This is a genomic window from Arthrobacter sp. L77 (assembly GCF_000816565.1).
GTDB lineage: Bacteria > Actinomycetota > Actinomycetes > Actinomycetales > Micrococcaceae > Arthrobacter_D > Arthrobacter_D antioxidans.
Genome location: NZ_JWSU01000004.1, coordinates 626,860 through 649,453, shown reverse-complemented (window position 1 = coordinate 649,453; position 22,594 = coordinate 626,860). Strand labels below are relative to the sequence as shown.

General features: G+C 68.7%; 26 protein-coding genes. 24 read left to right on the top strand and 2 right to left on the bottom strand.

The genetic code is table 11. The features are described 5' to 3' along the window. Positions 1–63: 63 nt before the first annotated feature. The 4 genes from RY94_RS05660 to RY94_RS16720 are packed head-to-tail and all read left to right on the top strand — an operon-like array spanning position 64 to position 3,250. Positions 64–411 (top strand): hypothetical protein, encoded by a 348-nt coding sequence (locus RY94_RS05660; RefSeq protein WP_156135038.1) that lies wholly within the window; start codon positions 64–66, stop codon positions 409–411. Beyond that, a complete protein-coding gene (locus RY94_RS17700; RefSeq protein WP_197060601.1) occupies positions 404–742 on the top strand; it encodes a hypothetical protein in 339 nt (112 codons plus the stop codon). The genes RY94_RS05660 and RY94_RS17700 overlap by 8 nt, the downstream gene beginning before the upstream one ends. A 31-nt stretch (positions 743–773) precedes the next feature. Then, positions 774–1,721 carry an FAD:protein FMN transferase gene (locus tag RY94_RS05655; protein ID WP_043442586.1) on the top strand — a complete coding sequence of 316 codons (948 nt, stop codon included), beginning with the start codon at positions 774–776 and terminating at the stop codon, positions 1,719–1,721. Further along, a complete protein-coding gene (locus tag RY94_RS16720; RefSeq protein ID WP_052273997.1) occupies positions 1,718–3,250 on the top strand; it encodes a 2Fe-2S iron-sulfur cluster-binding protein in 1,533 nt (510 codons plus the stop codon). The genes RY94_RS05655 and RY94_RS16720 overlap by 4 nt, the downstream gene beginning before the upstream one ends. A 58-nt stretch (positions 3,251–3,308) precedes the next feature. On the opposite strand, the gene RY94_RS05645 is transcribed toward RY94_RS16720, so the two are convergent. After that, positions 3,309–3,875: a GNAT family N-acetyltransferase gene (locus tag RY94_RS05645; RefSeq protein WP_043442583.1), complete on the bottom strand. Its 567-nt coding sequence runs from the start codon at positions 3,873–3,875 to the stop codon at positions 3,309–3,311. Between the two features lie 357 nt (positions 3,876–4,232). Further along, a complete protein-coding gene (locus RY94_RS16715) occupies positions 4,233–4,745 on the bottom strand; it encodes a MarR family winged helix-turn-helix transcriptional regulator (RefSeq protein WP_197060600.1) in 513 nt (170 codons plus the stop codon). 285 nt (positions 4,746–5,030) lie between these two features. On the opposite strand from RY94_RS16715, the gene RY94_RS05635 reads away from it, so the two are divergent. The 20 genes from RY94_RS05635 to rplI all read left to right on the top strand — a co-directional run bounded on the left by RY94_RS05635 (position 5,031) and on the right by rplI (position 22,297). Continuing rightward, complete coding sequence (locus RY94_RS05635; RefSeq protein ID WP_043442580.1) at positions 5,031–5,570, top strand: Asp23/Gls24 family envelope stress response protein; 540 nt, start codon at positions 5,031–5,033, stop codon at positions 5,568–5,570. 142 nt (positions 5,571–5,712) lie between these two features. Beyond that, positions 5,713–5,895, top strand: coding sequence for a DUF2273 domain-containing protein (locus RY94_RS05630; RefSeq protein ID WP_043442577.1), 183 nt, complete (start codon positions 5,713–5,715; stop codon positions 5,893–5,895). Between the two features lie 4 nt (positions 5,896–5,899). After that, positions 5,900–6,367 (top strand): Asp23/Gls24 family envelope stress response protein, encoded by a 468-nt coding sequence (locus RY94_RS05625; protein WP_331375004.1) that lies wholly within the window; start codon positions 5,900–5,902, stop codon positions 6,365–6,367. Beyond that, a complete protein-coding gene (locus RY94_RS16710) occupies positions 6,364–6,912 on the top strand; it encodes a DUF6286 domain-containing protein (RefSeq protein ID WP_052273995.1) in 549 nt (182 codons plus the stop codon). The genes RY94_RS05625 and RY94_RS16710 overlap by 4 nt, the downstream gene beginning before the upstream one ends. A 13-nt stretch (positions 6,913–6,925) precedes the next feature. Next, complete coding sequence (locus tag RY94_RS05615) at positions 6,926–7,543, top strand: hypothetical protein (RefSeq protein WP_043442573.1); 618 nt, start codon at positions 6,926–6,928, stop codon at positions 7,541–7,543. A gap of 141 nt (positions 7,544–7,684) precedes the next feature. After that, positions 7,685–7,858, top strand: coding sequence for a CsbD family protein (locus tag RY94_RS17180; RefSeq protein ID WP_082046084.1), 174 nt, complete (start codon positions 7,685–7,687; stop codon positions 7,856–7,858). Between the two features lie 641 nt (positions 7,859–8,499). Further along, positions 8,500–10,182: an ABC-F family ATP-binding cassette domain-containing protein gene (locus RY94_RS05610; protein ID WP_043442570.1), complete on the top strand. Its 1,683-nt coding sequence runs from the start codon at positions 8,500–8,502 to the stop codon at positions 10,180–10,182. Positions 10,183–10,358: 176 nt separating this feature from the next. Next, positions 10,359–11,525, top strand: a complete 1,167-nt coding sequence (locus RY94_RS05605; RefSeq protein WP_043442568.1) for a hypothetical protein — start codon at positions 10,359–10,361, stop codon at positions 11,523–11,525. Between the two features lie 59 nt (positions 11,526–11,584). After that, positions 11,585–12,805: an MFS transporter gene (locus tag RY94_RS05600; RefSeq protein WP_052273994.1), complete on the top strand. Its 1,221-nt coding sequence runs from the start codon at positions 11,585–11,587 to the stop codon at positions 12,803–12,805. A gap of 34 nt (positions 12,806–12,839) precedes the next feature. Then, the gene (locus RY94_RS05595) at positions 12,840–13,829 is read left to right on the top strand and encodes a daunorubicin resistance protein DrrA family ABC transporter ATP-binding protein (protein WP_043442564.1); all 990 of its coding nucleotides are present in this window, start codon (positions 12,840–12,842) and stop codon (positions 13,827–13,829) included. Then, the gene (locus RY94_RS05590; protein ID WP_082046082.1) at positions 13,826–14,704 is read left to right on the top strand and encodes an ABC transporter permease; all 879 of its coding nucleotides are present in this window, start codon (positions 13,826–13,828) and stop codon (positions 14,702–14,704) included. The genes RY94_RS05595 and RY94_RS05590 overlap by 4 nt, the downstream gene beginning before the upstream one ends. Before the next feature lie 152 nt (positions 14,705–14,856). After that, positions 14,857–15,804 (top strand): ABC transporter ATP-binding protein, encoded by a 948-nt coding sequence (locus tag RY94_RS05585; protein WP_043442561.1) that lies wholly within the window; start codon positions 14,857–14,859, stop codon positions 15,802–15,804. 2 nt (positions 15,805–15,806) lie between these two features. Then, positions 15,807–16,682: an ABC transporter permease gene (locus RY94_RS05580; RefSeq protein WP_043442558.1), complete on the top strand. Its 876-nt coding sequence runs from the start codon at positions 15,807–15,809 to the stop codon at positions 16,680–16,682. A gap of 34 nt (positions 16,683–16,716) precedes the next feature. After that, complete coding sequence (locus RY94_RS05575; protein WP_082046081.1) at positions 16,717–18,039, top strand: sensor histidine kinase; 1,323 nt, start codon at positions 16,717–16,719, stop codon at positions 18,037–18,039. Beyond that, the gene (locus RY94_RS05570) at positions 17,987–18,691 is read left to right on the top strand and encodes a response regulator (RefSeq protein ID WP_043442555.1); all 705 of its coding nucleotides are present in this window, start codon (positions 17,987–17,989) and stop codon (positions 18,689–18,691) included. Before RY94_RS05575 ends, RY94_RS05570 begins: the two co-directional genes overlap by 53 nt. A gap of 392 nt (positions 18,692–19,083) precedes the next feature. Beyond that, the gene (locus RY94_RS05565; protein ID WP_043442553.1) at positions 19,084–20,364 is read left to right on the top strand and encodes a M18 family aminopeptidase; all 1,281 of its coding nucleotides are present in this window, start codon (positions 19,084–19,086) and stop codon (positions 20,362–20,364) included. Between the two features lie 168 nt (positions 20,365–20,532). Continuing rightward, on the top strand, positions 20,533–20,838 hold the full coding sequence (gene rpsF, locus RY94_RS05560) for a 30S ribosomal protein S6 (protein WP_043442549.1): 306 nt from the start codon (positions 20,533–20,535) through the stop codon (positions 20,836–20,838). Between the two features lie 60 nt (positions 20,839–20,898). Continuing rightward, positions 20,899–21,474, top strand: coding sequence for a single-stranded DNA-binding protein (locus tag RY94_RS05555; protein ID WP_043442547.1), 576 nt, complete (start codon positions 20,899–20,901; stop codon positions 21,472–21,474). 118 nt (positions 21,475–21,592) lie between these two features. After that, the gene (gene rpsR, locus RY94_RS05550; RefSeq protein ID WP_005273147.1) at positions 21,593–21,832 is read left to right on the top strand and encodes a 30S ribosomal protein S18; all 240 of its coding nucleotides are present in this window, start codon (positions 21,593–21,595) and stop codon (positions 21,830–21,832) included. A 15-nt stretch (positions 21,833–21,847) separates the two neighbouring features. Then, positions 21,848–22,297: a 50S ribosomal protein L9 gene (gene rplI / locus RY94_RS05545; RefSeq protein ID WP_043442543.1), complete on the top strand. Its 450-nt coding sequence runs from the start codon at positions 21,848–21,850 to the stop codon at positions 22,295–22,297. Positions 22,298–22,594: the final 297 nt, after the last annotated feature.

The following is a 22,594-nucleotide window of genomic DNA, read 5'->3' as shown; positions in this document are numbered from 1 at the left end:
TCTTGGACAGACCTTGGATCTTCCCCGCACCTGCCCTCTCCGTGCGGTTCCTAGAGTTGAATCATGAAAACACGAACAGCTCTGGTTCTCTCCGTTGCCGGCGTGCTTCTCACCGGTTCTGCAGCACTGGCGGTGAACACCCAGACCCTGGGGAACCCCTCTCCGGACTTCACCGGCACCTCCGATGAGGTCCTCCTGCCGCAGAACGCGACGACTCCGACCGGTCCCGGCCCCTCCGGCACCGTCACCCCCGCGCCCTCCGACACGCCTCTCCCGTCGCCCCGGGACGACAGCAGTACAGCTCCCCGCCCGACCGAGGGGGCAAGCTCGGCCGATGACCACGGGGTCGATGACAGGAGCAGGCCGGACGACCATGAGTCCGACGACGAGTCGTCGGATGACGATGACTGAGTCCCGGGTGTGGAGGCTCGTCAGCGGTGCACGCGTCTCGCCGGCCCGCAACGCGAAGATCCTCGTCGCCGGCCTCTCCGTATCCACCGTCCTCGGCATCACAGCGGCCCTGACCGCCGCACATCAGGCACAAGCCGATCCGGAGACACCGCCGCCGACGATCCCGACGGAGCAGGCCTCACCGGAGGTCCCCACTGCCCCGCCCGCTCCGGTCCCACCCCCCGCCGCCGTTCCAGCCCCGGCTCCGGCGCCGGCGCCGGCACCCCCGGCCGTCAACGCCCCGCCGGCCCCCTCCGTCCCGAACGGAACCTCCCGTGGTTCCGGCGGGTAGCACCACCGCGGGCCGAATAGGCCAGGACGCGGTGCGCTCCGCGTACGCCCAGTCCGCCGTCAGGCCGCGCTCCATCGAGGACCGCCGCCCGGCGATGGGAGGGACCGCCCGGATCACCCTGGTCGGCGGGAGCTGGACCCTGTTGGACAGCTGTTTCGAGCTGCTGCGCGATCTGGAGCTCCGATGGAGCCGTTTCCTGCCCGACAGCGAGATCTCCAGGCTCAACGGATCCGTCGGCAACCCGGTGCCGGTGAGCAGGGAGACGATGCGCCTCGTGGTGGAACTGGTCGCCGCCTGGTCGATGACCGGTGGTGCCTTCGATCCGACCACCCTGCCCCGCCTCCTCGAGCTCGGATACCGCACCAGCCAGAGCGACCCGTCCAGGCAGACAGTGCTTCCCCGCTCGGCATGCTGGCCCGGCGACGTGCCCGGGATCCGCACGACATCCACCACCGTCACTCTCCCCAGGGGCACAACGCTGGACCCGGGAGGCCTCGGCAAAGGTCTCGCCGCGGATCTCATCGTCGACTTCGCGCTCGACGGAGGGGCCTGGGGCGCACTGGTCGACGTCGGCGGCGACCTGGTGGTCAAAGGGGACGCGCCCACCGGTCCGGCATGGACCATCGCCATCGAAGACCCCCTCTCGGCCGCCCTGGATCCCACGGCACGCCTTGCGACGATCCGGTTGCAGGCCGGCGCTGTCGCGACCTCCAGCCGACTGAACCGCCGGTTCGAGACCGCCACCGGTCCGGCACACCACCTGATCGATCCCTCCTCGGGACACAACCCTGCCGCGGGCGCCGTCACGGCAACCGTCGTCGCCGGCAGCGGCGCACGGGCCGAGGCACTGACCAAGGTGGCCTTCACCGAGGAACCCGCAGCAGCGTTCGCGCTCATCAGCTCGCTCGGTGGCCAGGCGCTGATTCTGCCCGGGAACGGAAAGCCGCTGTGTTCACCCGGATGGAAGGACTTCCAGTGAACGATCCCCAGATCTGGTGGTACGTCACCCGTGCAAGTGCCATGGTGGCCTGGACCCTGCTGACCGTCTCGGCCATCTGGGGGATCCTGCTGTCCACCCGGTTCCTGCGGGCGATGGACAACCCCGGGTGGCTGCACGATCTGCACCGCTGGATGAGCGGTGCTGCCCTGCTCATGACCGGCCTGCACATGATCTCGCTCATGCTGGACTCATGGGCTGCTTTCTCCCTCGCGGAGCTTCTCGTCCCTTTCGCCGCAGAGTACCGTCCCATACCGGTGGCGCTGGGGCTCGTGGCGTTCTATCTGCTCATAGCCGTCCAGGGATCCTCCCTGCTGATGCACCGGTTGCCCCGCCGATTCTGGAAGGGACTGCACTACGCCAGTTACGCGGCGGTCATGCTGGTGTCGTTCCATGCCGGCTTCTCCGGCAGCGACACCGGTGCCTGGATCTACCGGCTCACAGCCATCCTGCTGGTGCTCCTGTTCGTCGCTGCGACCCTCCTGCGCATCCTGGCGCCGGGCACCGCAGCATCCACGCCGGGAGCTGCGTCCCGCGGGCGGGAACCGGCCGCACCCGACGGGGCGACGGACGGAGCAGGCCCCCGGACCGCCGTCGTCCGCTCGTCCCACCCGTTGGCAGACGGAGTCCTGTCCATCCGGTTGGGCATGGCCGACGGCGAACCCCTTCCGCCCTGGGAGCCCGGTGCGCACATCACCCTCCACCTTCCGATAGGGATCGACCGGCAGTACTCACTCTGCGGGGACCCCGCCACACGCGACAGCTACAGCATCGCCGTCCGGCTGGCTGAATCGTCCAGGGGAGGAAGCCGATGGCTGCACGAGCACGCCCAGGCCGGCCGGCGCATCGACATCTCCGGCCCGAGGAACCATTTCCGGCTCGTCCCCGCCCAGCGCTACCTGTTCATCGCCGCCGGTATCGGCATCACCCCCCTCAAGCCCATGATCGAATCCCTCCCACCCGGCAGGGAATGGGAGTTGATCCATCTCGGCCGGACCCGGACGGCAATGCCCTACCAGCACGCACTGGCCTCCACGTATCCCCGGCAGGTCCACCTCCATGCCCGTGATGAACACCCGGGCCGCTTCGACCTCGCAGCCGCGATCAACGCCAGACGCTCCGACACCGAGGTGTACGTCTGCGGTCCCGAAGCGCTGCTCGAGGAGGCCGCCGACCTCGTACCCGCCGGCAGGCTGCACCTCGAACGGTTCTCGCCGCTGGTGGCGGACGCCTCGACGCCGGCCCGGCCGGTGGACATCATCTGCGGGAGGAGCGGCAAGGAGGTCCACGTCCCCGCGGACGTGTCCGTCCTGCACGCCCTGCAGGACCAGGCGATCCCCATCGCCGGTTCCTGCGGGGAAGGGCTGTGCGGCACCTGCGAGGTCCGGGTCCTCGGCGGCTCGCCCCACCATCTGGACTCCATCCGGGACGAGCACGACAGGCGATCCCCGGGCGTGATGTATCCCTGCGTGTCCCGGGCGCTCACTCCCACCCTGACCCTGGACATCTAGTCGTTCAGCGGAAGGCATCGACCGCGACCACCCCGGGTCATCCGGTGGCGGGCCGGGCTCACGGGGAGTGCAGGAACTGCCGGTACTGGGGATTCCCGGTGAGGAAGTGCTGCACGAAAGGGCAGTCGGCGATGATGGCGAGGCGTCGCTTGTGAGTGAGGAGGAGCACGCGACTGATCAGTTCCTTCTCCAGTCCGCTGCCCTCGAAGATCCCGGCCGTCAGGGTGCGGCGCAGTCGGACCTCACGGGCGTGCATCGTGTAGTCGATACAGGCCGCGAGTGTCCCGTCGGTGAAGAGCTCGAAGCGCTGCTTCACATCGTTGTCACGGACCTTGAGCCGTTGGCCGGCGGTCGTCTTCGCGGGCACCTTCTCGGTGCGCGGGCCTTCTTCCCGATAGTCGGTCTCGGCGGCTACGCGGGCGTGGTCCTCGAGCGCTCCGTACGGGGGGAACTCGGCGTCGAGCTGCTTGTAGAGGAGGTTGCTCCAGCGCCGCAGCTGCTGAGTCGTCGCTCTCCCCAGATCGAACGGGATCGATGGGGTGGACGTCTCAGTGCCGGGCCGCCGGACGTCCTGCCGACGTGGGGCGACGATGCCAGGGAGTGTGGACGTGGGCGGGACCGTCACGCGTGGACTCCTTCCGGCACCCGCCCGCCGGCTCCCGACCGCAGCGATGTCATCGTCCGGATGCGTGGGCAGGGGAACAGGAAGCATGGAGCATCCTTCGAGTGGAGCGAAGCGGTTGGCAAGTAATAGAGATACACGATAAACGTTTGACTTACTTCTTGTAAACCTAGGTTGCCTAGCTACTCGATCGGTTACGTGCGGCCGTGATCGTACTGGTCGCTGAATCCCGCGCAGGAGGCGTCGGGTCGGGGCTCGCTCGCCCACGCCCGCGGCGATGTTCACGTTGAGGTGGGGAGGGTGCGGGCGCGCTCGTTCCGCGCGCTGAAGGTGACACCGGTGTGGGCCCGGTTGTCGCGGTTAGTGCCTGATGCGGTCGCGAGCGCTTGTCAGGACGTCACCCAGGTAGCGGTTGACGTGCTCGACCTGGATGCTGTCGATGCGCGAGGCGATTTCGAAGGCACTCCTGCGCAGGATCTCCAGGGGATGGTCCTCGAGCCAGCTCTTCATCTGCTCGCCCGGTTCGAGAAACACTGCCCGTCGGTCCGAGGTGCTCCGCCTTCGATGGAAGTAGCCTTCTGCCTCCAGCCGATCCAGGATGACGGTGGTCGTCGCGGACGACATGTTCAGGGTCGAGGCGATATCCCGCGGACTGACGGTCCGTCCGGCCTTCCACTCCTCCGACAGGAAACCGAGGGTGGCCATGTCCCGGTCATTGAGCCGATGGGCGTCACGATGGTCCCGATACGCCTGATTCTCCAGTTCCCGGATCTCGCTGAATCGGCCCATCAACTCGTCGATGAGGTTCGTGCTCTCCGTACCAGACTGCTCCTGGCCTCTCGTCTCTCGTCCGTACATGCTCTGCTTTTCCATCCGTTGAGGCTCCCCCGCCATAGCTATGGCACCTACTAGCCATAGTCCCAGACTTTCTCAGCTTCCTGACATTAATATTATGCGATAGGTAATTTTTCTAGCTTGTCTATTTGTGAGAGACCCTGTACGGTCTGAAACAAGTCATCAACGGTTCTGCGGGGGCGCACACCGATGAAGCAGCCAGTGTTCCCCCGCACCCTTCGCTTCTTCTTCTCTGTGCCCGCTGACCGCGGTGTCCGACCCCACAGCGAGCGCACAGCGCTCCAACCAGAAGGAAGCAACCCCATGGCCGAGAGCCTGACCCGTACGACCTCCGACAAGCAGCCATCCGGCGACCAGGTCTCCCGCCGCACAACGGGAACCGGTGCGGGTAGCGGACAGGGCGGTGCCCGTCCCTCCGAGCTGCACACCGATCACGGCAATACCTCCATCGCGGACACCGTGGTGCAGAAGATCGCGGGCATCGCAGCGCAGGAGGTTCCCGGCGTCTACGCCATGGGGAACGCGGCACGGCGTGCTTTCAACCAGATCGCAGAACGTATTCCCGGATCGCAGACCAACGCATCGGGTGGAGTGAGCGTCGAGAAGGGCGAGAAGCAGACCGCGATCGATGTCACGATCGTCGTCGAGTACGGAGCGTCCATCGTCGACGTCAGCAATGACATCCGCAGGAACATCATCAGCGGTGTCGAGCGCGCCACCGGACTCGAAGTTCTCGAGGTCAACGTCAACGTCTCCGACGTGCACCTGCCCGGCGAGGACGACTCGGACGATTCGAACGGCCGCGGAACGAAGACATCGTCCACCGGCAAGGACCTCGCCTAGCAGTCCACGCACCACGACCCCACGTTGTCGCCGGCGCAGAAATCCGTACGCCTCCGTGCCGGCGGCAACGCGCACCATCCTGGACCCCCTTCCTGTTTCCCACCGTCTTCCCCACCGTCTTCCCCACTGTCAGGACAACGCCATGTCACACAGCACCATCGGACTTTTCGTCGGACTCCTCCTCGGCTTCGTCGCCGTCTTCGGAGGGTTCCTGGAGTTCCTCGCCGTCATTCTCTTCGCCGTCGTCGGCCTGGTCGTCGGGCGTTTCCTCGACGGCAGGCTCGACCTCCGCGAGCTCACCGGCTCCCGTTCCACGAAGAACTGACCCCGTGGCCACGACGACACCGGACCAGCTTCGGTCCCGCGGGACGGCTCATCGATCTCCGGAGACGGTGGCAAGCCGGGAGCACCGACAGGATGCGCCGACGCCGACCAGCAGCGCGGCCGATCGGGGAACGCTCACGATGAGCGAGAAGGTCATCGAGAAGCTGGCAGCCCAGAGCGCCTACGAGCTGTCCTTCGTCGCCGGTCTCGGCGGGGGCGTACTGGGCGTCGGCAGGAAAGCCGATACGGACCACCGCCCGCAGGTCGACGTCGAACTCAGCGGCCGCAACGTCACCGTCTTCCTGGACATCGCCCTCGATTTCCCGACGGACATCGCTGCACGATCAGCACAGATCCGCCGCCACGTGAGCGGCAGCATCGAAACCGCCACCGGATTGCAGGTACGCCGCATCGACATCACCGTCAAAGCCCTCACCACGACCACGGACCGACCACGCAGGAGCCTGCAATGAGCAGCACGACCGCCAGGCACTCGATCCGCAGGCGACCGACCCGAAGCATCCCGGCAATCATCGTCGCGATCGCCTTGCTGGCCATCGCCGTCGCAGCCATCTGGGCGGGAACCACGGCCCTGTCCGGAGGCAGCACGGCTGCCGTCGACAGCATCGGCGCCGCCGCGGGCACCGCATGGTCTGCGCAGGCCGCCTATCTTCCTGCAATCATCATCGCCGCCATCGGCCTGATGCTGATCGTCATCGCCCTCATCCCCGGACGCTACGATGCGCTCCTGCTGAACCACCACGGGGTGGCCGAGGCGGCCCTGACCACCAAAGCCCTGCGAACCTACCTCGAGGATCAGGCGTCCGTCGTGGACGGGGTCGATTCGGCGCGCACCACCGTCAAGGGCCGGAGGGCCGAGGTCCGCATCGGTACCTATGCGCTGGACCATCGCGACATCGACTCCGCCGTGCAGGAAAGACTGCAGAGAAGGACCGAGGCGCTCGACCTCACGCACGCCCCCCGCATCCGCACGAACGCCCGAACGCTCAAGGACTAGGAAGAGGACCACCATGCGTCACACCGCAGGACGCCTCAACCGCGTCTGGCTCACCATCATCGGCCTGATCCTCCTCATGGGGGCGGGTACCGCAGCCGCGATCGGCCTCGGACTCTTCGAGGGACTCGCCCTTCGCGGATTCGAAGCACCGGACGCTGATCAACCGATCCTCGCCCTGCCCGCCGAAGGGGATACCGTCGCGATCGCACTGATCCTTCTCGGCGTGATCCTGGGGACACTGGCCATCCTGTGGCTCCTGGCCCAGGTTCCGCGCAAGCACGGAGCCTCCACCCTGAAACTCCAGGACCCGGACAACAGCGGACTCACAACCCTCAAGCCCACGCTTCTGGAGGCGGCGATCAGTGATCGTGTCGGAGGACTTGCCGACGTGACCGCCGTGAGGACGGTTCTCCGCGGATCCTCCCGTACCCCCGACGTCACCCTGCGCGTCACGACGACGTCACATGCCGACATCCCCGAGGTCGTCGCCGAGGTCGAACAGCGCGTCATCCACGACCTCCGCCTGACGCTGGGCAGGGAGCCTGCGTCCGTCGGCATCGAGGTCGACGTGCGAGCCGACCCCAAGCGGGACAGCTCCGTCACCGTCGAAGCATCCCAGGTCAACGCCTGACCACCGGTCGGCACGGTCCGGCAGGCCTGGCAACCAGGCCGCCCGACGGCGACACCACGACGCCGCATCGAGACCCCGGCCCACCTGCAGGTGGGCCGGTGCATCAACAGCACCATCCGACACCATTCGAAGGAGAACACCATGGGACTCGACGACAAGATCAAGAACGCAGCCGAGAAGGTCACCGGCAAGGCGAAGGAAGCCTACGGAGACGCCACCGACAATGAGCGTCTTCAGGCCGAGGGCCAGGCCGACCAGTCGAAGGCCGATCTGAAGGATGCCGGCGAGAACGTCAAGGACGCCTTCAAGAAGTAGCACCACCACACCGGAGGCCACCCGATCGACACCGCTTCGGCGGGTGGCCTCCGGCACGGCCCGCCGTTCCTCCCCGCACCTGCCGGCCGATGCCGGAAGGCACCATGGACACAGGAGCAGACCGCCCCGCGGCTGTCGTGGACCGGGACGTCGTCGATCGGTCGGCTGCGGAGACCACGCCCCGGGCGGCCCTCGCCGTCGGTCGGGCCTTCATGGAGTTGCACCCGCACCGCCAGCCAGGCTGCACTCGCGCGGGCGATCAGGGTGAAGCCGCCAACGCTCCGCCGGACCCTGCCGGCGCTGGAGACCAAGGGTTTTCTGACGCGATCCGCACCGGACCCGGGGCCGTACGAGGTGGGGCGGCCGTTGGCAGGATCTGCCCCGCGAGAGCGCCCGGCCTTCGTATGAGCTGAAGGCCGGACGCCGTCGGGGCGCTCATCTGCAAGCCGGCTGCTTGACCTGTTCGATAAGCACACTTGTCATTCCATCATGGAAGGTGGTCTCGCGGTCGACGTGGGTGTCGCCGTCATGGCGGATCGATCCACAGGTGACAGTGCCGCGGAGCTTCGCACACGTGCGCCTACGGATCGGCGGACCCCTCCGGGCGATCCCGACTTGTCGCCGGGTGAAACACTGGGGACGTGGCTCATCTCGACGTATCCGGTATCGACTACTTCCTCTCCGACGGCAGGCAACTGCTCAACGGCGTGGCCTTCAAGGTCGGCGACGGCCACAAGACGGCCCTGATCGGCCCCAACGGCACGGGCAAGACGACCCTCCTGCGCATCGTCTCGGGGGACCTGTCGCCCGACGAGGGGTCGGTGAGCCAGTCGGGGACGATGGGCATCATGCGGCAGTTCGTCGGCCAGGTGCGCGACGATTCGACGGTCCGCGACCTCCTCGTCTCCGCCGCGCCGCCCATGCTCGCGGCCGTCGCGCAACGGATCGACGACGCCGAACTCGCCATGATGGAGGCCGACGACGAGCCCACGCAGATGACCTATGCACAGGCGATCGCCGACTGGGGCGATGCCGGCGGCTACGACCTGGAAACCACCTGGGACGAGGTCACGATGGCAGCGCTCGGCGTCCCGTTCGATCGCGCGCAGTACCGCGCGGCGTCCTCGCTCTCGGGCGGGGAGCAGAAGCGGCTCGTGCTGGAGGCCTTGTTCTCGGGTCCCGACGAGCTCCTGCTCCTGGACGAGCCCGACAACTACCTGGACGTGCCGGGCAAGCGCTGGCTCGAGGCGAAGCTGCGGGAGTCGAAGAAGTCGGTGCTGTTCGTCAGCCACGACCGCGAGCTGCTCGCCAACGCGGCCACCCGCATCGTGACGCTGGAGCCCGGGGTCCTCGGGGCGTCGTCGTGGACCCACGGTGGCGGGTTCGAGACCTACCTGAAGGCGCGGGAGGACCGCAATGCGCGGTTCGAGGAACTGCGCAAGCGCTGGGACGAGGAGCACCTCAAGCTCAAGGAACTCGTCAACATGTACAAGAACAAGGCGGCGTTCCGCTCGGACATGGCGAACCGGTATCACGCCGCGCAGACGCGACTGGCGAAGTTCCTCGAGGCCGGCCCGCCGGAGGCCATCCCCCTCGAGCAGAACGTGTCCATGCGCCTTGCGGGCGGACGGACCGCGAAGCGTGCCGTCGTCGCCCAGAAACTCGAACTCACGGGCCTCATGAAGCCCTTCAGCACCGAGATCTGGTTCGGCGATCGCGTGGGCGTGCTGGGCTCCAACGGCTCGGGCAAGTCGCATTTCCTGCGGTTGCTGGCCGCCGGCGGGTCCGACCCGGACAAGGAACACCAGCCCGTCTCCGACGTCGACATCGCCGCGGTGCCGCACGAGGGCTCCGTGAAGCTGGGCGCGCGGATCCGCCCCGGCTTCTTCGCGCAGACGCACTCCCGCCCGGACCTCCTCGGCCGGACCCTCGTGGACATCCTGCACCGCGGCGACGAGCACCGCTCGGGGCTGGGCCGGGAGGCCGCGTCCGCCGTGCTGGACCGCTACGGGCTCGCCCCGCAGGCAGAGCAGCCCTACGACTCCCTGTCCGGCGGCCAGCAGGCCCGGCTGCAGATCCTGCTGCTGGAGCTCTCCGGCGCCACCCTCCTGCTGCTCGACGAGCCGACGGACAACCTGGACCTGCACTCGGCGGAGGCGCTGGAGCATGCCATCGATGCCTTCGAGGGGACGGTCATCGCCGTCACCCACGACCGCTGGTTCGCCCGAAGCTTCGACCGCTTCCTGGTCTTCGGTTCCGACGGCAAGGTGTACGAGACGAAGGAGCCCGTGTGGGATGAGAGCAGGGTCGTCCGCTCCCGCTAGGAGCTTCGTCCACACGTCCTCCACACGCTTTCCACAGGGTTATCCCCAACCGGTGGATAAGTAGCGGCGGCACCCCGGCGGACGGGGCGCCCTCCGCACGGGGCGCCGTCCTTGTAGGGTGGTCGGCGGCGCACCGGAAGAGCACCGGGCGCCGCATCGATCCGGTTGGGGGGCTCATGGGTACAGGCATCGACACGGACCTCGGTCCGGCGACGGGCAGCGACACCGTTCCGGAGGGGCTGCAGGAGCCCGCGGTGACGACCTCCGCGGCGACCTCCGTCACGCGTGCATCGCGCAGACGGACCGCACGCCGCAGCATCCACACCCACGCGGCGGCCCGGGCCGCCGTCGTGCTCGTGCTCGCACTGGTCGCCGGGGTGGTGGCGGTCATCCTGGTCAACCAGTCGTTCTTCGGCCCCCACCGGCCCGTCGAGGCGTACCTCGACGCCCTCGTGGCCGGTGACGCGGAGACCTCCCGCGCCCTGGTCAGGGCTGACGACGGCGAGGGCCGCGCCGCTCTGCTGTCCGACGCCGTATACGGTGCGGCGCAGGGCCGGGTGTCCGGCTACGAGGTCCGCGACGTCGTCGTGGACGGAGGAGCGGCGACCGTGGTGGCCGACCTGACCCAGGACGGCACCACCGCCACCAGGGAATTCACCCTGACACGCACCGGATCCACCGCGCTGGTCTTCGACGCGTGGCGGCTCGACGGCCCGGCACCCGTCAGCGACGTCGGCGTGGTGGTCCCGCAGGACCTCGAGGCGATCACGGTCAACGGAGCGGAGGTGGAACTCCCGGCAGGCGGTGCGGGGCCTTATCCGGGGCTCCGATCGCTCGCCCTCCCGGCCCTCCCGGGCACGTACGTCGTCGCGCCGCCGGCGCCGTCGACCTACCTCTCCTACGGCGATCCGCAGTCCATCGAGGTCCCGGCCGATCCGGCGGCCGCGCCGTCCGGGGTGCTGATCGACGCCGCGCCGACGCCCGCCGCCGAGGCCGAGGCCGTTGCCCGGGTCACCGCCTGGCTCGACGCGTGCACCGCCTCCACCGACGCCGCTCCGAACGGGTGCCCCAACCGGTCCTTCGTGTTCGGGAACCCCGAGGACGTGCGTGGACCACGCTGGACCCTGGACCGGGCCCCGACCTTCACGCTCGAGCAGTCCTACGAGCCGGGCGTGTACCGCCTGCTGTCCGACGACGCCGTGGCCACCTTCTCGTACGAGCGGAACGCCGAGTTCGAGGACCTGCTGCCCCCTCGCTGGGAGCGTGAGCAGGACACGCAGACCCTCTCCATCAGCGCCACCGTGACCGTCACGGGCGAGGCGATCGAGGTGGCCCCGGGCTAGGAGCCGTGCGCGGACAGCGTCCGTTTGAAGTGCGCGGCGGAGCCCCCTACGGTGGCAGGATGAAGCCCTCCGTCCGAGCAGCCATGTTCGCCACCTACGCGATCTTCGGGCTCAACGGACTCGTGTTCGCCAGCTGGGCCGCCCGGATCCCCGCCGCCTCGAACACCCTGGGCCTCGGCTCGGGCCAGACGGGAACCCTCCTGCTCATCGGAGCCATCGGATCGGTCCTGTCCCTGCCGCTGGCAGGCCTCGCCGCCGCGCGTTTCGGCACCGGCAACACGGTCCGGCTCGGGGGGACCGCAGCCGGTCTGGCCGCGGTCGCCGTCGCGCTCGGCCTCGTGACCGTCTCGGTGCCGGTGGTCGCCGTCGGGCTGTTCCTCTTCGGGAGCGGCATCGCCCTCTGGGACGTGGGACAGAACATCGAGGGGGCCGACGTCGAACGCCGGGTCGGGCGGACCATCATGCCCCGCTTCCACGCCGCGTTCAGCGGCGGCGCGTTCGTGGGCGCCCTGATCGGGGCAGGACTGTCGGCGCTCGACATACCGCTCTCCACCCACCTCGTCGCCGTCGCCGTCCTCAGCCTCGCCGTGTCGCTGTGGACGCCCCGCTACTTCCTGCCGGACACCGCCGGAGGTGGGGCCGAGGACGGCACGGTGCCGCGCCGGTCTCGCGGCAGGGGCCTCGGCGCCTGGGGCGAGCCCCGGACCCTGCTGATCGGCCTCGTGGTGCTGGGCGCCGCGCTGACCGAGGGCGCCGCGAACGACTGGGTGGCGAAGGCCACCGTGGACGGGCTGGGGACCACGGAGAGCACCGGTGCCGTCATGTTCGCCGTCTTCGTCGCCGCCATGACGGCGCTGCGCTTCGTCGGTGGCCCCCTGATCGACAGGTTCGGCCGGGTCCGGGTCCTCCAGGCCGGCCTGGGCTCCTCCCTTGCCGGACTCGTGCTCTTCGTCGTCGCCCCCTCCGTGCCGCTGGCGGCCGCCGGCGCGATCCTCTGGGGTGCGGGAGCCGCCCTCGGTTTCCCGATGGGCATGTCCGCCGCCGCGGACGACCCCGACCATGCCGCGGCGCGGGTCTCGGTGGTCTCCACCATCGGGTACACGGCATTCCTCGCCGGCCCGCCGCTCCTCGGGTTCCTGGGCGATGTCGTCGGGATCCGCACGGCGCTGCTCGCCGTGGGGGTCGCCGTCCTGGCGTCCTTCCTCGTCGCACCGGTCGCACGCGAGCGGACCGCCTACTCCCCGGAGGCATTGCGGACAGATCCTGACCGAATCGCCTAGGAAACGTCGGAGGATCCGTCCTACCCTGATTCCCATGGCGATCATCGAAGCAGAAGGCCTGAAGAAGACCTATCCGTCGAAGAGCGGACCTGTACATGCCCTCGATGGCATGAATCTTTCCGTCCCCCAGGGAACAGTCAAGGCCCTGCTGGGGCCGAACGGCGCAGGGAAGACCACCGTGGTCAAGATCCTCACCACCCTCATCCAACCGACGGCGGGCACCGCCCACATCGACGGCATCGACGTCCGCCGGAATCCGAAGGCAGCGCGCCGCATCATCGGCGTCTCCGGCCAGTACGCGGCCGTGGACGAGAACCTCACCGGGCTCGAGAACCTCGAGATGGTGGGCCGGCTGTACCACCTCGGTGGCCGGGAAGCGCGTCGCCGGGCGCAGGAGCTGATCGACCAGTTCGAGCTGACGGAGGCCGGCAACCGCCCCGTCAAGGGCTTCTCCGGCGGCATGCGACGCCGGATCGACCTCGCCGGCGCGCTGGTCATCAACCCCAAGATCCTCTTCCTCGACGAACCGACCACGGGGCTCGATCCCCGGAGCAGGATCTCGCTGTGGGGCATCATCCAGAACCTCGTCAAGGACGGCACCACGCTGCTGCTGACCACGCAGTACCTCGAGGAGGCGGACCAGCTCTCGGACGACATCGCGGTGATCGACGGCGGCAGGACCATCGCGGAGGGCACCTCGGACCAGTTGAAGGCGCAGATCGGCGGGCACCGCGTGGTGGTGTCGCTCGTGGACGCGGCCGACGCCGGCGCCGCGACGCAGATCCTCGCGCGCCACGGGGAGGGCGTACCCGTGGTCGGCGCCGACGGCCGCAGCATCGAGGTGGCCGTCACCGAGGGCCCGCGGGCCCTCCAGTACATCCTGTCCGACCTCGGGGAGGGTGGCATCCCCCTGCACGACGCCGGCATGCGGCGCCCCAGCCTCGACGACGTGTTCCTGCAGCTGACCGGACACCGCGCGGAGGCCACCGAACAGTCAGCACCCCAGAAGGAGGCAGCAGCATGAGCGTCCTGGCACCCGAGGACCGGCAACCCGAGAACCAGGGCCCACCGGCGCCGCAGGGCACCGCCCCCACCGGCGCGTCCGACCTGGCCATGTGGTTCTCCGACGGATGGACCGTCACCAAGCGGAACCTCATCAAACTGAAGCGCTCGCCGGACATGCTGGTCTTCGCCGTGCTGCAGCCCATCATGTTCGTGCTCCTCTTCAGCCAGATCTACGGCGGATCCATCCAGGTGGAGGGCAGCGACTACACGCAGTACCTGATGGCCGGCATCTTCGCGCAGACGGTGATCTTCGGATCCACGTTCTCCGGTTCGGCAATGGCCCAGGACCTCAAGGACGGCATCATCGACCGCTTCCGCACCCTGCCCATGAGCTCGTCGGCCGTCCTCGTCGGACGGACCAACAGCGACCTCGTGCTCAACACGCTCTCCGTGACGATCATGATGGGCACGGGCTTCCTGGTCGGCTGGCGCGTCACCACCCCGCCGACCAGCGTGCTCGCCGGCATCGGCCTGCTGCTGCTCTTCTCCTACGCCTTCAGCTGGGTCATGGCGCTGCTGGGCATGTCGGTGAAGAGCCCGGAGGTCATCAACAACGCCTCCTTCATGATCCTGTTCCCGCTCACGTTCATCTCGATCGCCTTCGTCCAGTCCCAGAACCTCCCGGGGCCGCTGGAGACCTTCGCCAACTGGAATCCGGTCTCCGCGCTGGTCCAGGCGGTCCGTGAACTCTTCGGCAACACCGGGACCGTCCCGACGCCCGACGCCTGGCCCATGCAGAACGCCCTCCTGACCGTGCTGATCGGGGCCGCACTCATGCTCGTGGTCTTCGTACCGCTCTGCGTGCGGAAGTTCGCCTCCATCAGCAGCCGCTAGCCGGGCGCAGGGCCGCGTCGTCCGAAAGAGGTACTGCTCCGCTCCCGCGATCATCCCTGGGGCCGGTGACCCGCACCGTGCCCGGGCCTACTGTGGGTAGGGGAGCCGCGCCCGCGGCATCCCGGACGCGGATTCACGCAAAGGACGCAGTCATGATCGAGGCACAGGCCCTCTCGAAGCGGTACGGCGCCAAGTCGGCGGTCGACGCCGTCTCCTTCACCGTCCAGCCCGGCAAGGTGACCGGCTTCCTCGGCCCGAACGGCGCCGGCAAGTCCACCACCATGCGCATGATCGTCGGGCTCGACAACCCGTCCGGCGGGCGGGTCACCGTCAACGGGCGGCCCTACGCGCAGCACAAGGCCCCGCTCCGGGAGGTGGGTGCGCTCCTCGACGCGAAAGCCGTCCACACCAAGCGCTCCGCCTACAACCACCTCCGGGCCATGGCGGCGACCCACGGCATCCCGAACAGCCGGGTCAGGGAGGTCATCGAGCTCACCGGACTCGGTCCGGTGGCGAAGAAGCGGGTCGGCGGGTTCTCCCTCGGCATGGGCCAGCGGCTCGGTATCGCGGCCGCCCTCCTCGGCGACCCCCACACGGTCATCCTGGACGAGCCCGTGAACGGCCTCGACCCGGAGGGCGTGCAGTGGGTCCGCCATCTCGCGAAGGGTCTGGCGTCCGAAGGGCGCACGGTGTTCCTCTCCTCGCACCTGATGTCCGAGATGGCGCTGACGGCGGATCACCTCATCGTGATCGGTCGCGGCCGCATCATCGCGGATGCCCCCATCCAGTCGATCATCGACGGTCAGGGCAAGGCCCGGGTCAGGGTGCGGGCGGACCGCCCGCAGGACCTGCTCGGCAGCCTCGCCGGCGAGGGTGTCACCTCCCAGGTGCTCGAACCCGAACTGGTCGAGATCACCGGGGTGGAGCCCCGCCGCATCGCGGAGGTCGCCCTCCGGGAGCGTGTCCTCGTGTACGAACTCACGCCGCTGCAGGTCTCCCTCGAGGACGCCTACATGCAGCTCACCCAGACCGAGGTCGAGTACCAATCCCATGCCCTGCCCGCCGCCGGCGAGGCCCCCTCATCCGTGGAAGGACGCTGACCATGGCAACCTCGACCCAACCCGCCCCCTCCCGGCAGCAGTCGCGCCGGGAAGCCGAGGCCGGTCCCGGCGTGAACTTCGGCCGCGTCCTGAAGTCCGAGTGGATCAAGGTGACCACGGTCCCCTCGACCGTCATCCTCATCGTCTCGACGGTCCTGGTCATGGTCGGCATCGCAGCCCTGCTCGCATGGCAGACGACCTTCCTGTTCGATGCACAGAGCGACCCCGAGATGGCCGCGCAGATGCAGGGAGCGCCGGATGCCGCGGAGATCTCCCGTGACATCCCCGGGTCCGGTCTCGTGATCGGGCAGCTCCTCATGGCCTCCCTCGCGGTCGTCCTGATCGCCTCGGAATGGGCCACGGGCATGATCCGGTCCACCATGGTGGCAGTACCCCGCAGGACCCCCGCGCTCCTGGCGAAGCAGCTCATCATGGCGGTCGTCTCCTTCGTGGTGGGTGCCGGCGCCGCTCTCCTCGGCTATCTCATCGCGCAGCCCATCCTCGGGTCCGCCGACCTCGGGTTCAGCCTCGGTGACGACGGCGTGCTCCTGCACATCGTGAACACCGGCTCGGTGCTGGCGCTCGTATCTGTCTTCGCCATGTCCATCGGCACGCTGGTCCGGAACACGGCAGGGGGCGTCGTCACCTCGATCGGTGTCCTGCTCGTGCTGCCGATCGTCGTCGCCATCTTCGGAAGCGGCACCGAGTGGGTCGTGGACGCCGCACGGTTCCTCCCGAGCTCGGGTGGCGAGCAGATGGTCGCCACGACCATCCGGGACGGCGCCCTCAACCAGTGGCAGGGGGCGCTGGTGCTGGGTGGATGGTCGCTGCTGCTCCTCGTCACCTCCCTGGTCGTCACCAAGAAGCGCGATGTCTAGGAAGCCTCCCGGCCGGCGCCTGTGATGCCGCGCCATGACTGACAGACCCTTGGTGAAGGAGACCGCGGAACGAACGGCCGCGGTCTCCTTCACCGAGCTCAATGCCCGCCGGCTGGGACCCTTCCGGCGGTTCTTCCGGAGCCATCCGAGGGCCATGGACGCCGTCGTGGTCCTGGTGTTCGTGCTCCTCTCCCTCCCCAACGCCCTGCTCGTCCTGCTCGACGGCGACAACTGGTTCGGCGTCGCGGGTGTGGCGCTGGCCGCCGTGGCGCTGGCGTTCCGCCGGGACCGGCCGCTCCTGGTCCTCGCTTTCGTCGCGGCCCTCGACGTCCCCGTGAGTGTGGTGACCGAGGGTGCCGGGAGCAGCGGGATCGCGACGATGTTCGCCCTCTACACCGTGGCCGTGGCCTATCCGTTGCGGCAGACGCTCCTCGCCGCCGCGGTGGCGACGGCCTTCTCGGTGAGCGCCCTGTTCCTCATCCCGGTCAGCACCTTCGGTGACGCACCGGGCGTGATCTGGCTCCTCAGCGGCTTCATCGTGATGTTCCTCGCCGTCGCCGTCGGCCTCGGCGTCACGGTGCGGCGGGATCGGGAGCACGAGAGCGTCCTGCGCGAATGGGCTGCCCGTAATGCGGAGCTGGCCTCCGCCGGGGAGCGCAACAGGATCGCCCGCGAGATGCACGACGTCGTCGCGCATTCGCTGACCGTCATGGTGGCGCTGTCCGACGGCGCCGCCGTCGTGATGAAGCGCGACCCGGAGCGCGCGGCCGCCGTGCTCGGCGAGCTGTCGGGCACCGGCCGCACGGCCATCGCCGACATGCGCCGCGTGCTCGGCGTCCTGCGCGCGGAGGCCGTGAGCGGATCGCTCGAGCCGTTGCCGGCATCGAGCTCGCTGGCACACCTGCTGGACGGTTTCCGCGCGGCGGGCCTGCCGCTCAGGGTGACCACGACCGGCCCGATGCTGCCGGACGATCCTGCGTTCCAGCTGACGGTCTACCGGATCCTGCAGGAGTCGCTCACCAACGTACTGCGGTACGGCAAGGGCGTTACGCTGGTCGACGTCGCGATCGCCCGGACCGGTCAGGACGTGACGCTCCGGGTGACGGACGACGGACGGGGCGCCATGGGGCCCGTCGCGTCCCTCGGCTCCGGACAGGGCATCGCCGGCATGCGCGAGCGTGCCGCCATCTACGCAGGCACCGTCGAGTGCGGCGGCCGCCCGTCGGGTGGCTGGCTCGTCGAGGTCCGGCTGACAGTCCCCGACGCCGCCGGCGGAACGGGCAACCAACGGGGGAAAGAGAAAGATGACCACGCTGCACGGCACACCGGCCACGCCCATCAGGATTCTGCTCGCTGACGATCAGCCGCTCCTGCGCATGGGCTTCCGGCTGATCCTCGAGGGCGAACCGGACCTGCAGATCGCCGGGGAGGCATCCACCGGGGCCGAGGCCGTCCGGCTCACCGCCGAGCTGTCACCCGACGTGGTGCTGATGGATGTGCGGATGCCGCAGGGGGACGGCATCGAGGCGACACGCCGGATCACGTCGTCCGGGTCGTGCGCGCGCATCATCATCCTGACGACCTTCGATCTGGACGAGTACGCCTTCGCCGGCCTGCAGGCGGGCGCCTCGGCGTTCCTGCTCAAGGACGTGGCGCCCGAGGGCCTGGTGCACGCGGTGCGCGTGGTCGCGAGCGGGGACGCCGTCGTCGCGCCACGCGTCACACAGCGGCTCCTGGAGACCTACGTGCGGTCCCTCCCGCCGGTGCAGAGAACGACGGCGGCACCGGACCGTCGCCTGGCCGAGCTGACGCCGCGTGAACGGGAAGTGCTCGAGGCGATCGCCGAGGGGCTGTCCAACGCCGAACTCGCCGCCCGGTTCTTCCTGTCGGAAGCAACCATCAAGACGCATGTGCGGCGGATCCTGACGAAGCTGGACCTCCGGGACCGGGTGCAGGCCGTGGTGTACGCGTACGAGAACGGGATCGTGGTGCCGGGTCCGGCACACTGACGTTTCGGACGCCGGCTGGCGGAGGTCGTGGAGGTGAAGGAACCATAGGTGCCCAGGCCCGCGACCGACGCGGCCACACCGAGCAGGGCGACGGAGGCGAGGACCTTGCCCGAGGTGGACTTCATGGTGATGCGGGAGGTCCGTGCGGTGCGTGCCGTGGTGAGACCCTTTGTCGTGGTTGAGTCCTGCTGTCCTCGGTTCCCCAGCGGGCCCCGGTCGCTTCTGGTATCAACGCTGGAGCCCCGGGCCGCAGCGCAGCCTGCATGCCCCGCGAATCCTCCGCGAAGGAAGACCGAAGACCGGGCGAAGACCGAAGAGCAGGTGAAGCGGAGCCGAAGCTGCGCCCGGGCCCTGACCGCGCCGGCGATGACGGCATCTGGTTGAATCGGGGGATGAGCCCAGCACCAGCGCACATCCAGGACCTCGGAGCCTATGTCTCGGCGTCGCCGTCGAGCTTCCACGCGGTGGCGGAGGCCGGCCGGCGACTCTCGGCCGCAGGATTCCGGCAGCTGGTGGAACAGGACGCGTGGGAGGGCGGCGCGGGCAGCTTCTTCGCCATCCGCGACGGCGCCCTGATCGCCTGGACCGTTCCATCGGCGGCCGGTCCCACGACCGGTTTCCATATCCTCGGCGCGCACACGGACTCGCCGTCGTTCAAGCTGAAGCCACGACCCACCACCGGGAAGTACGGCTGGCTGCAGGCCGGCGTGGAGGTGTACGGCGGGCCCCTCCTGAACTCCTGGCTGGATCGGGAGCTCGCCCTCGCCGGCCGGCTCACCCTCCACGACGGCAGCGAGCACCTCGTGGCCACCGGGCCGATCCTCCGCTTCCCCCAGCTCGCGATCCACCTCGACCGCGCCGTCAACGACGGCCTGGCCCTCGACAAACAGCGCCACATGAACCCGGTGTGGGGCCTCGGGGAGCCTGCGGGCGCCGACCTCCTCGGGCTCCTCGCCGCGGGCGCCGACGTCGACCCGCGCGACGTCGGCGGGTTCGACATCGTCGTCGCCGATACGCAGGCCCCCCGCGTCTTCGGCGCGCAGGGCGAGTTCCTCGCCTCCGGGCGGCTCGACAACCTCTCCTCCGTGCATGCCGGGCTCACGGCGATCATCGGGGCGTCGGACGGGCCCGCGCACGGACCGATCGCCGTCCTGGCGGCGTTCGACCACGAGGAGGTGGGCAGCGGCTCCCGGTCCGGGGCGAGTGGCCCCTTCCTCGAGGACATGCTCCTGCGGATCTCCCTGGGGCTCGGCGCCGGGACGGAGGAGCGGCTGCGGGCGCTCGCGGTGTCCTTCTGCGTCTCCGCCGACGCCGGCCACGCCGTGCACCCCAACTACGCGGAGCGGCATGACCCGGCCAACCTGCCGATCCTCAATGGTGGTCCGCTACTGAAGATCAACGCCAACCAGCGGTACACCACCGACGCACCCGGTGCCGCCTACTGGGCAGCGCTCTGCCGCGCGGCGGGCGTGCCGTACCAGGAGTTCGTGTCCAACAACGTGATGCCGTGCGGCTCGACGATCGGACCGCTCACCGCCACCAGGCTCGGGATCCGCACGGTCGACGTCGGGACACCTCTGCTGTCGATGCACTCGGCGCGTGAGCTCTGCGGCGTCGACGATCCCGGGTACCTCGCGCAGGTCAGCCGGGCATTCTTCCGCGGCGGACAGTAGCGGCTTCCCCTCAGGAGTTCGTCCCGGCCGGTCCGTCCGGTAGCATTGGGACGTCTGTGCCACAGCCCTTCGTCGGTCAGTACCGAGGACGGCGGCCGGACCAACGCAAAAGAACCTCCTGTTGCGGAAAGACCGCGACCGCTCAGCCCAGAGGAGGTGGGTTCACACATGCGTGCATATGAATTGATGGTAATCATCGACCCCGACGTCGAGGAACGCTCCATCGACCCAACACTCGAGAAGTTCCTGAATGTCGTCCGTAACGGCGGCGGCACCGTGGACAAGGTGGATATCTGGGGACGCCGGCGCCTTGCGTACGAGATCCAGAAGAAGACCGAGGGCATCTACGCCGTCGTCAACTTCACCGCGACCCCGGCCGTGGCTTCCGAGCTCGACCGCCAGCTGAGCCTCAACGAGACGATCATGCGCACCAAGATCATCCGCCCCGAGGAGCAGAAGGTTTCCGCCGAGTAATCTCGGTAGATCCCTCATCCATCCACCCCGCTCCGGCGGGAAGTGACTCAAGGAGGCACCATGGCAGGCGAGACAGTCATCACGGTGATCGGCAACCTCACCAACGACCCCGAGCTGCGGTTCACACCGTCGGGATCGGCGGTCGCCAACTTCACCATCGCGTCCACTCCCCGTACGTTCGATCGCCAGACCAACGACTGGAAGGACGGCGAAACGCTGTTCCTCCGGGCGTCGGTGTGGCGTGAGGCTGCGGAGAACGTCGCCGAGACCCTGACCAAGGGAACCCGTGTGGTTGCCCAGGGCCGACTCAAGTCACGTTCGTACGACACCAAAGAGGGCGAGAAGCGCACCGTCATGGAGCTGGAGGTGGACGAGATCGGTCCATCCCTGCGCTATGCGTCCGCGAAGGTCACCCGCACCCAGCGCTCCGGCGGCGGGAACAGCGGTGGCTTCGGCGGCAATTCCGGTGGCGGCTCCGGGGGTAACTCCGGCGGTTCGAACTCCGGATCCGGCTGGGGTGGGGGCCAGCAGGCCCAGCAGCCCGCGGATGATCCCTGGGGTGCTCCTTCGGGCGCTCCCTCGGGCGGGAATTCGCAGAACTGGGGCAACGGCTCCGACTCCGAGCCTCCCTTCTAGGCACTCTCCAGGCAGCGGTCCCGTTCCCGGGACTCCTGCCGCAGTCACCATCAGGTGACTGGCACGTCCCATCCCGCAGAATCGTTCTGCGGGCTCCACCATACAAAGGAGCACCACGATGGCTAAGGCTGAACTCCGTAAGCCCAAACCAAAGTCCAACCCCTTGAAGGCCGCTGACGTCACCGTCATCGACTACAAGGACGTAGCCCTGCTGCGTAAGTTCATTTCCGATCGCGGAAAGATCCGTGCCCGTCGCGTCACCGGTGTGACCGTCCAGGAGCAGCGCAAGATCGCTCAGGCAATCAAGAACGCCCGCGAAGTCGCCCTCCTGCCGTACTCCGGCGCCGGCCGCGGCTAGGGAAAGGGACATACAATGTCGAAGCTCATTCTGACCCAGGAAGTCACCGGACTCGGTGCCGCCGGCGACGTCGTCGAGGTGAAGAACGGTTACGCACGTAACTACCTTCTGCCCCGCGGCTTCGCCCTGATGTGGAGCAAGGGTGGCGAGAAGCAGGTCGAGTCGATCAAGGCTGCCCGTTCCGCCCGCGAGCACGCATCGCTCGAGGACGCCCAGCGTCAGGCCGCCGCACTGTCGGCGAAGCCCGTCACCCTGACCGTCAAGGCGGGTGGCTCCGGCCGCCTGTTCGGCACGGTCAAGGCCGACGACGTCGCGAAGGCCGTCGAGGCCGCAGGCCTCGGCAAGATCGACAAGCGCAAGGTCGAACTCCCGGCCCACATCAAGTCGGTCGGCTCGTACCAGGCCAATGTCCGTCTCCACGAGGACGTCGCAGCAGTCATCGATCTGGACGTCGTCGCAAGCTAGGCAGCCAGGGGTCCCCGGACGAGCGAAGCGAGTTCGGGGAAGGCCGCCTGGCGCTAGGCAGCCCAGCGCCAGCGTCACCGGATCCATCAGGGAGCCCCCGCCATCACGGCGGGGGCTCCCTGCCGTTCACCGGGGTCCTGCCGGACCATCCGCAGGAGGGCATGCTTCCCGTGGTGACCCCGCGATCCATGCCTGCCCGCGACTCCATGCGGTCATTCCGGAGCAGGCTGAAGGTTCGCCCTGGAGTATATGACTGCCGTCGGCCCGGATCTGCCCGGACTGGGGCGCCCGGTGAGG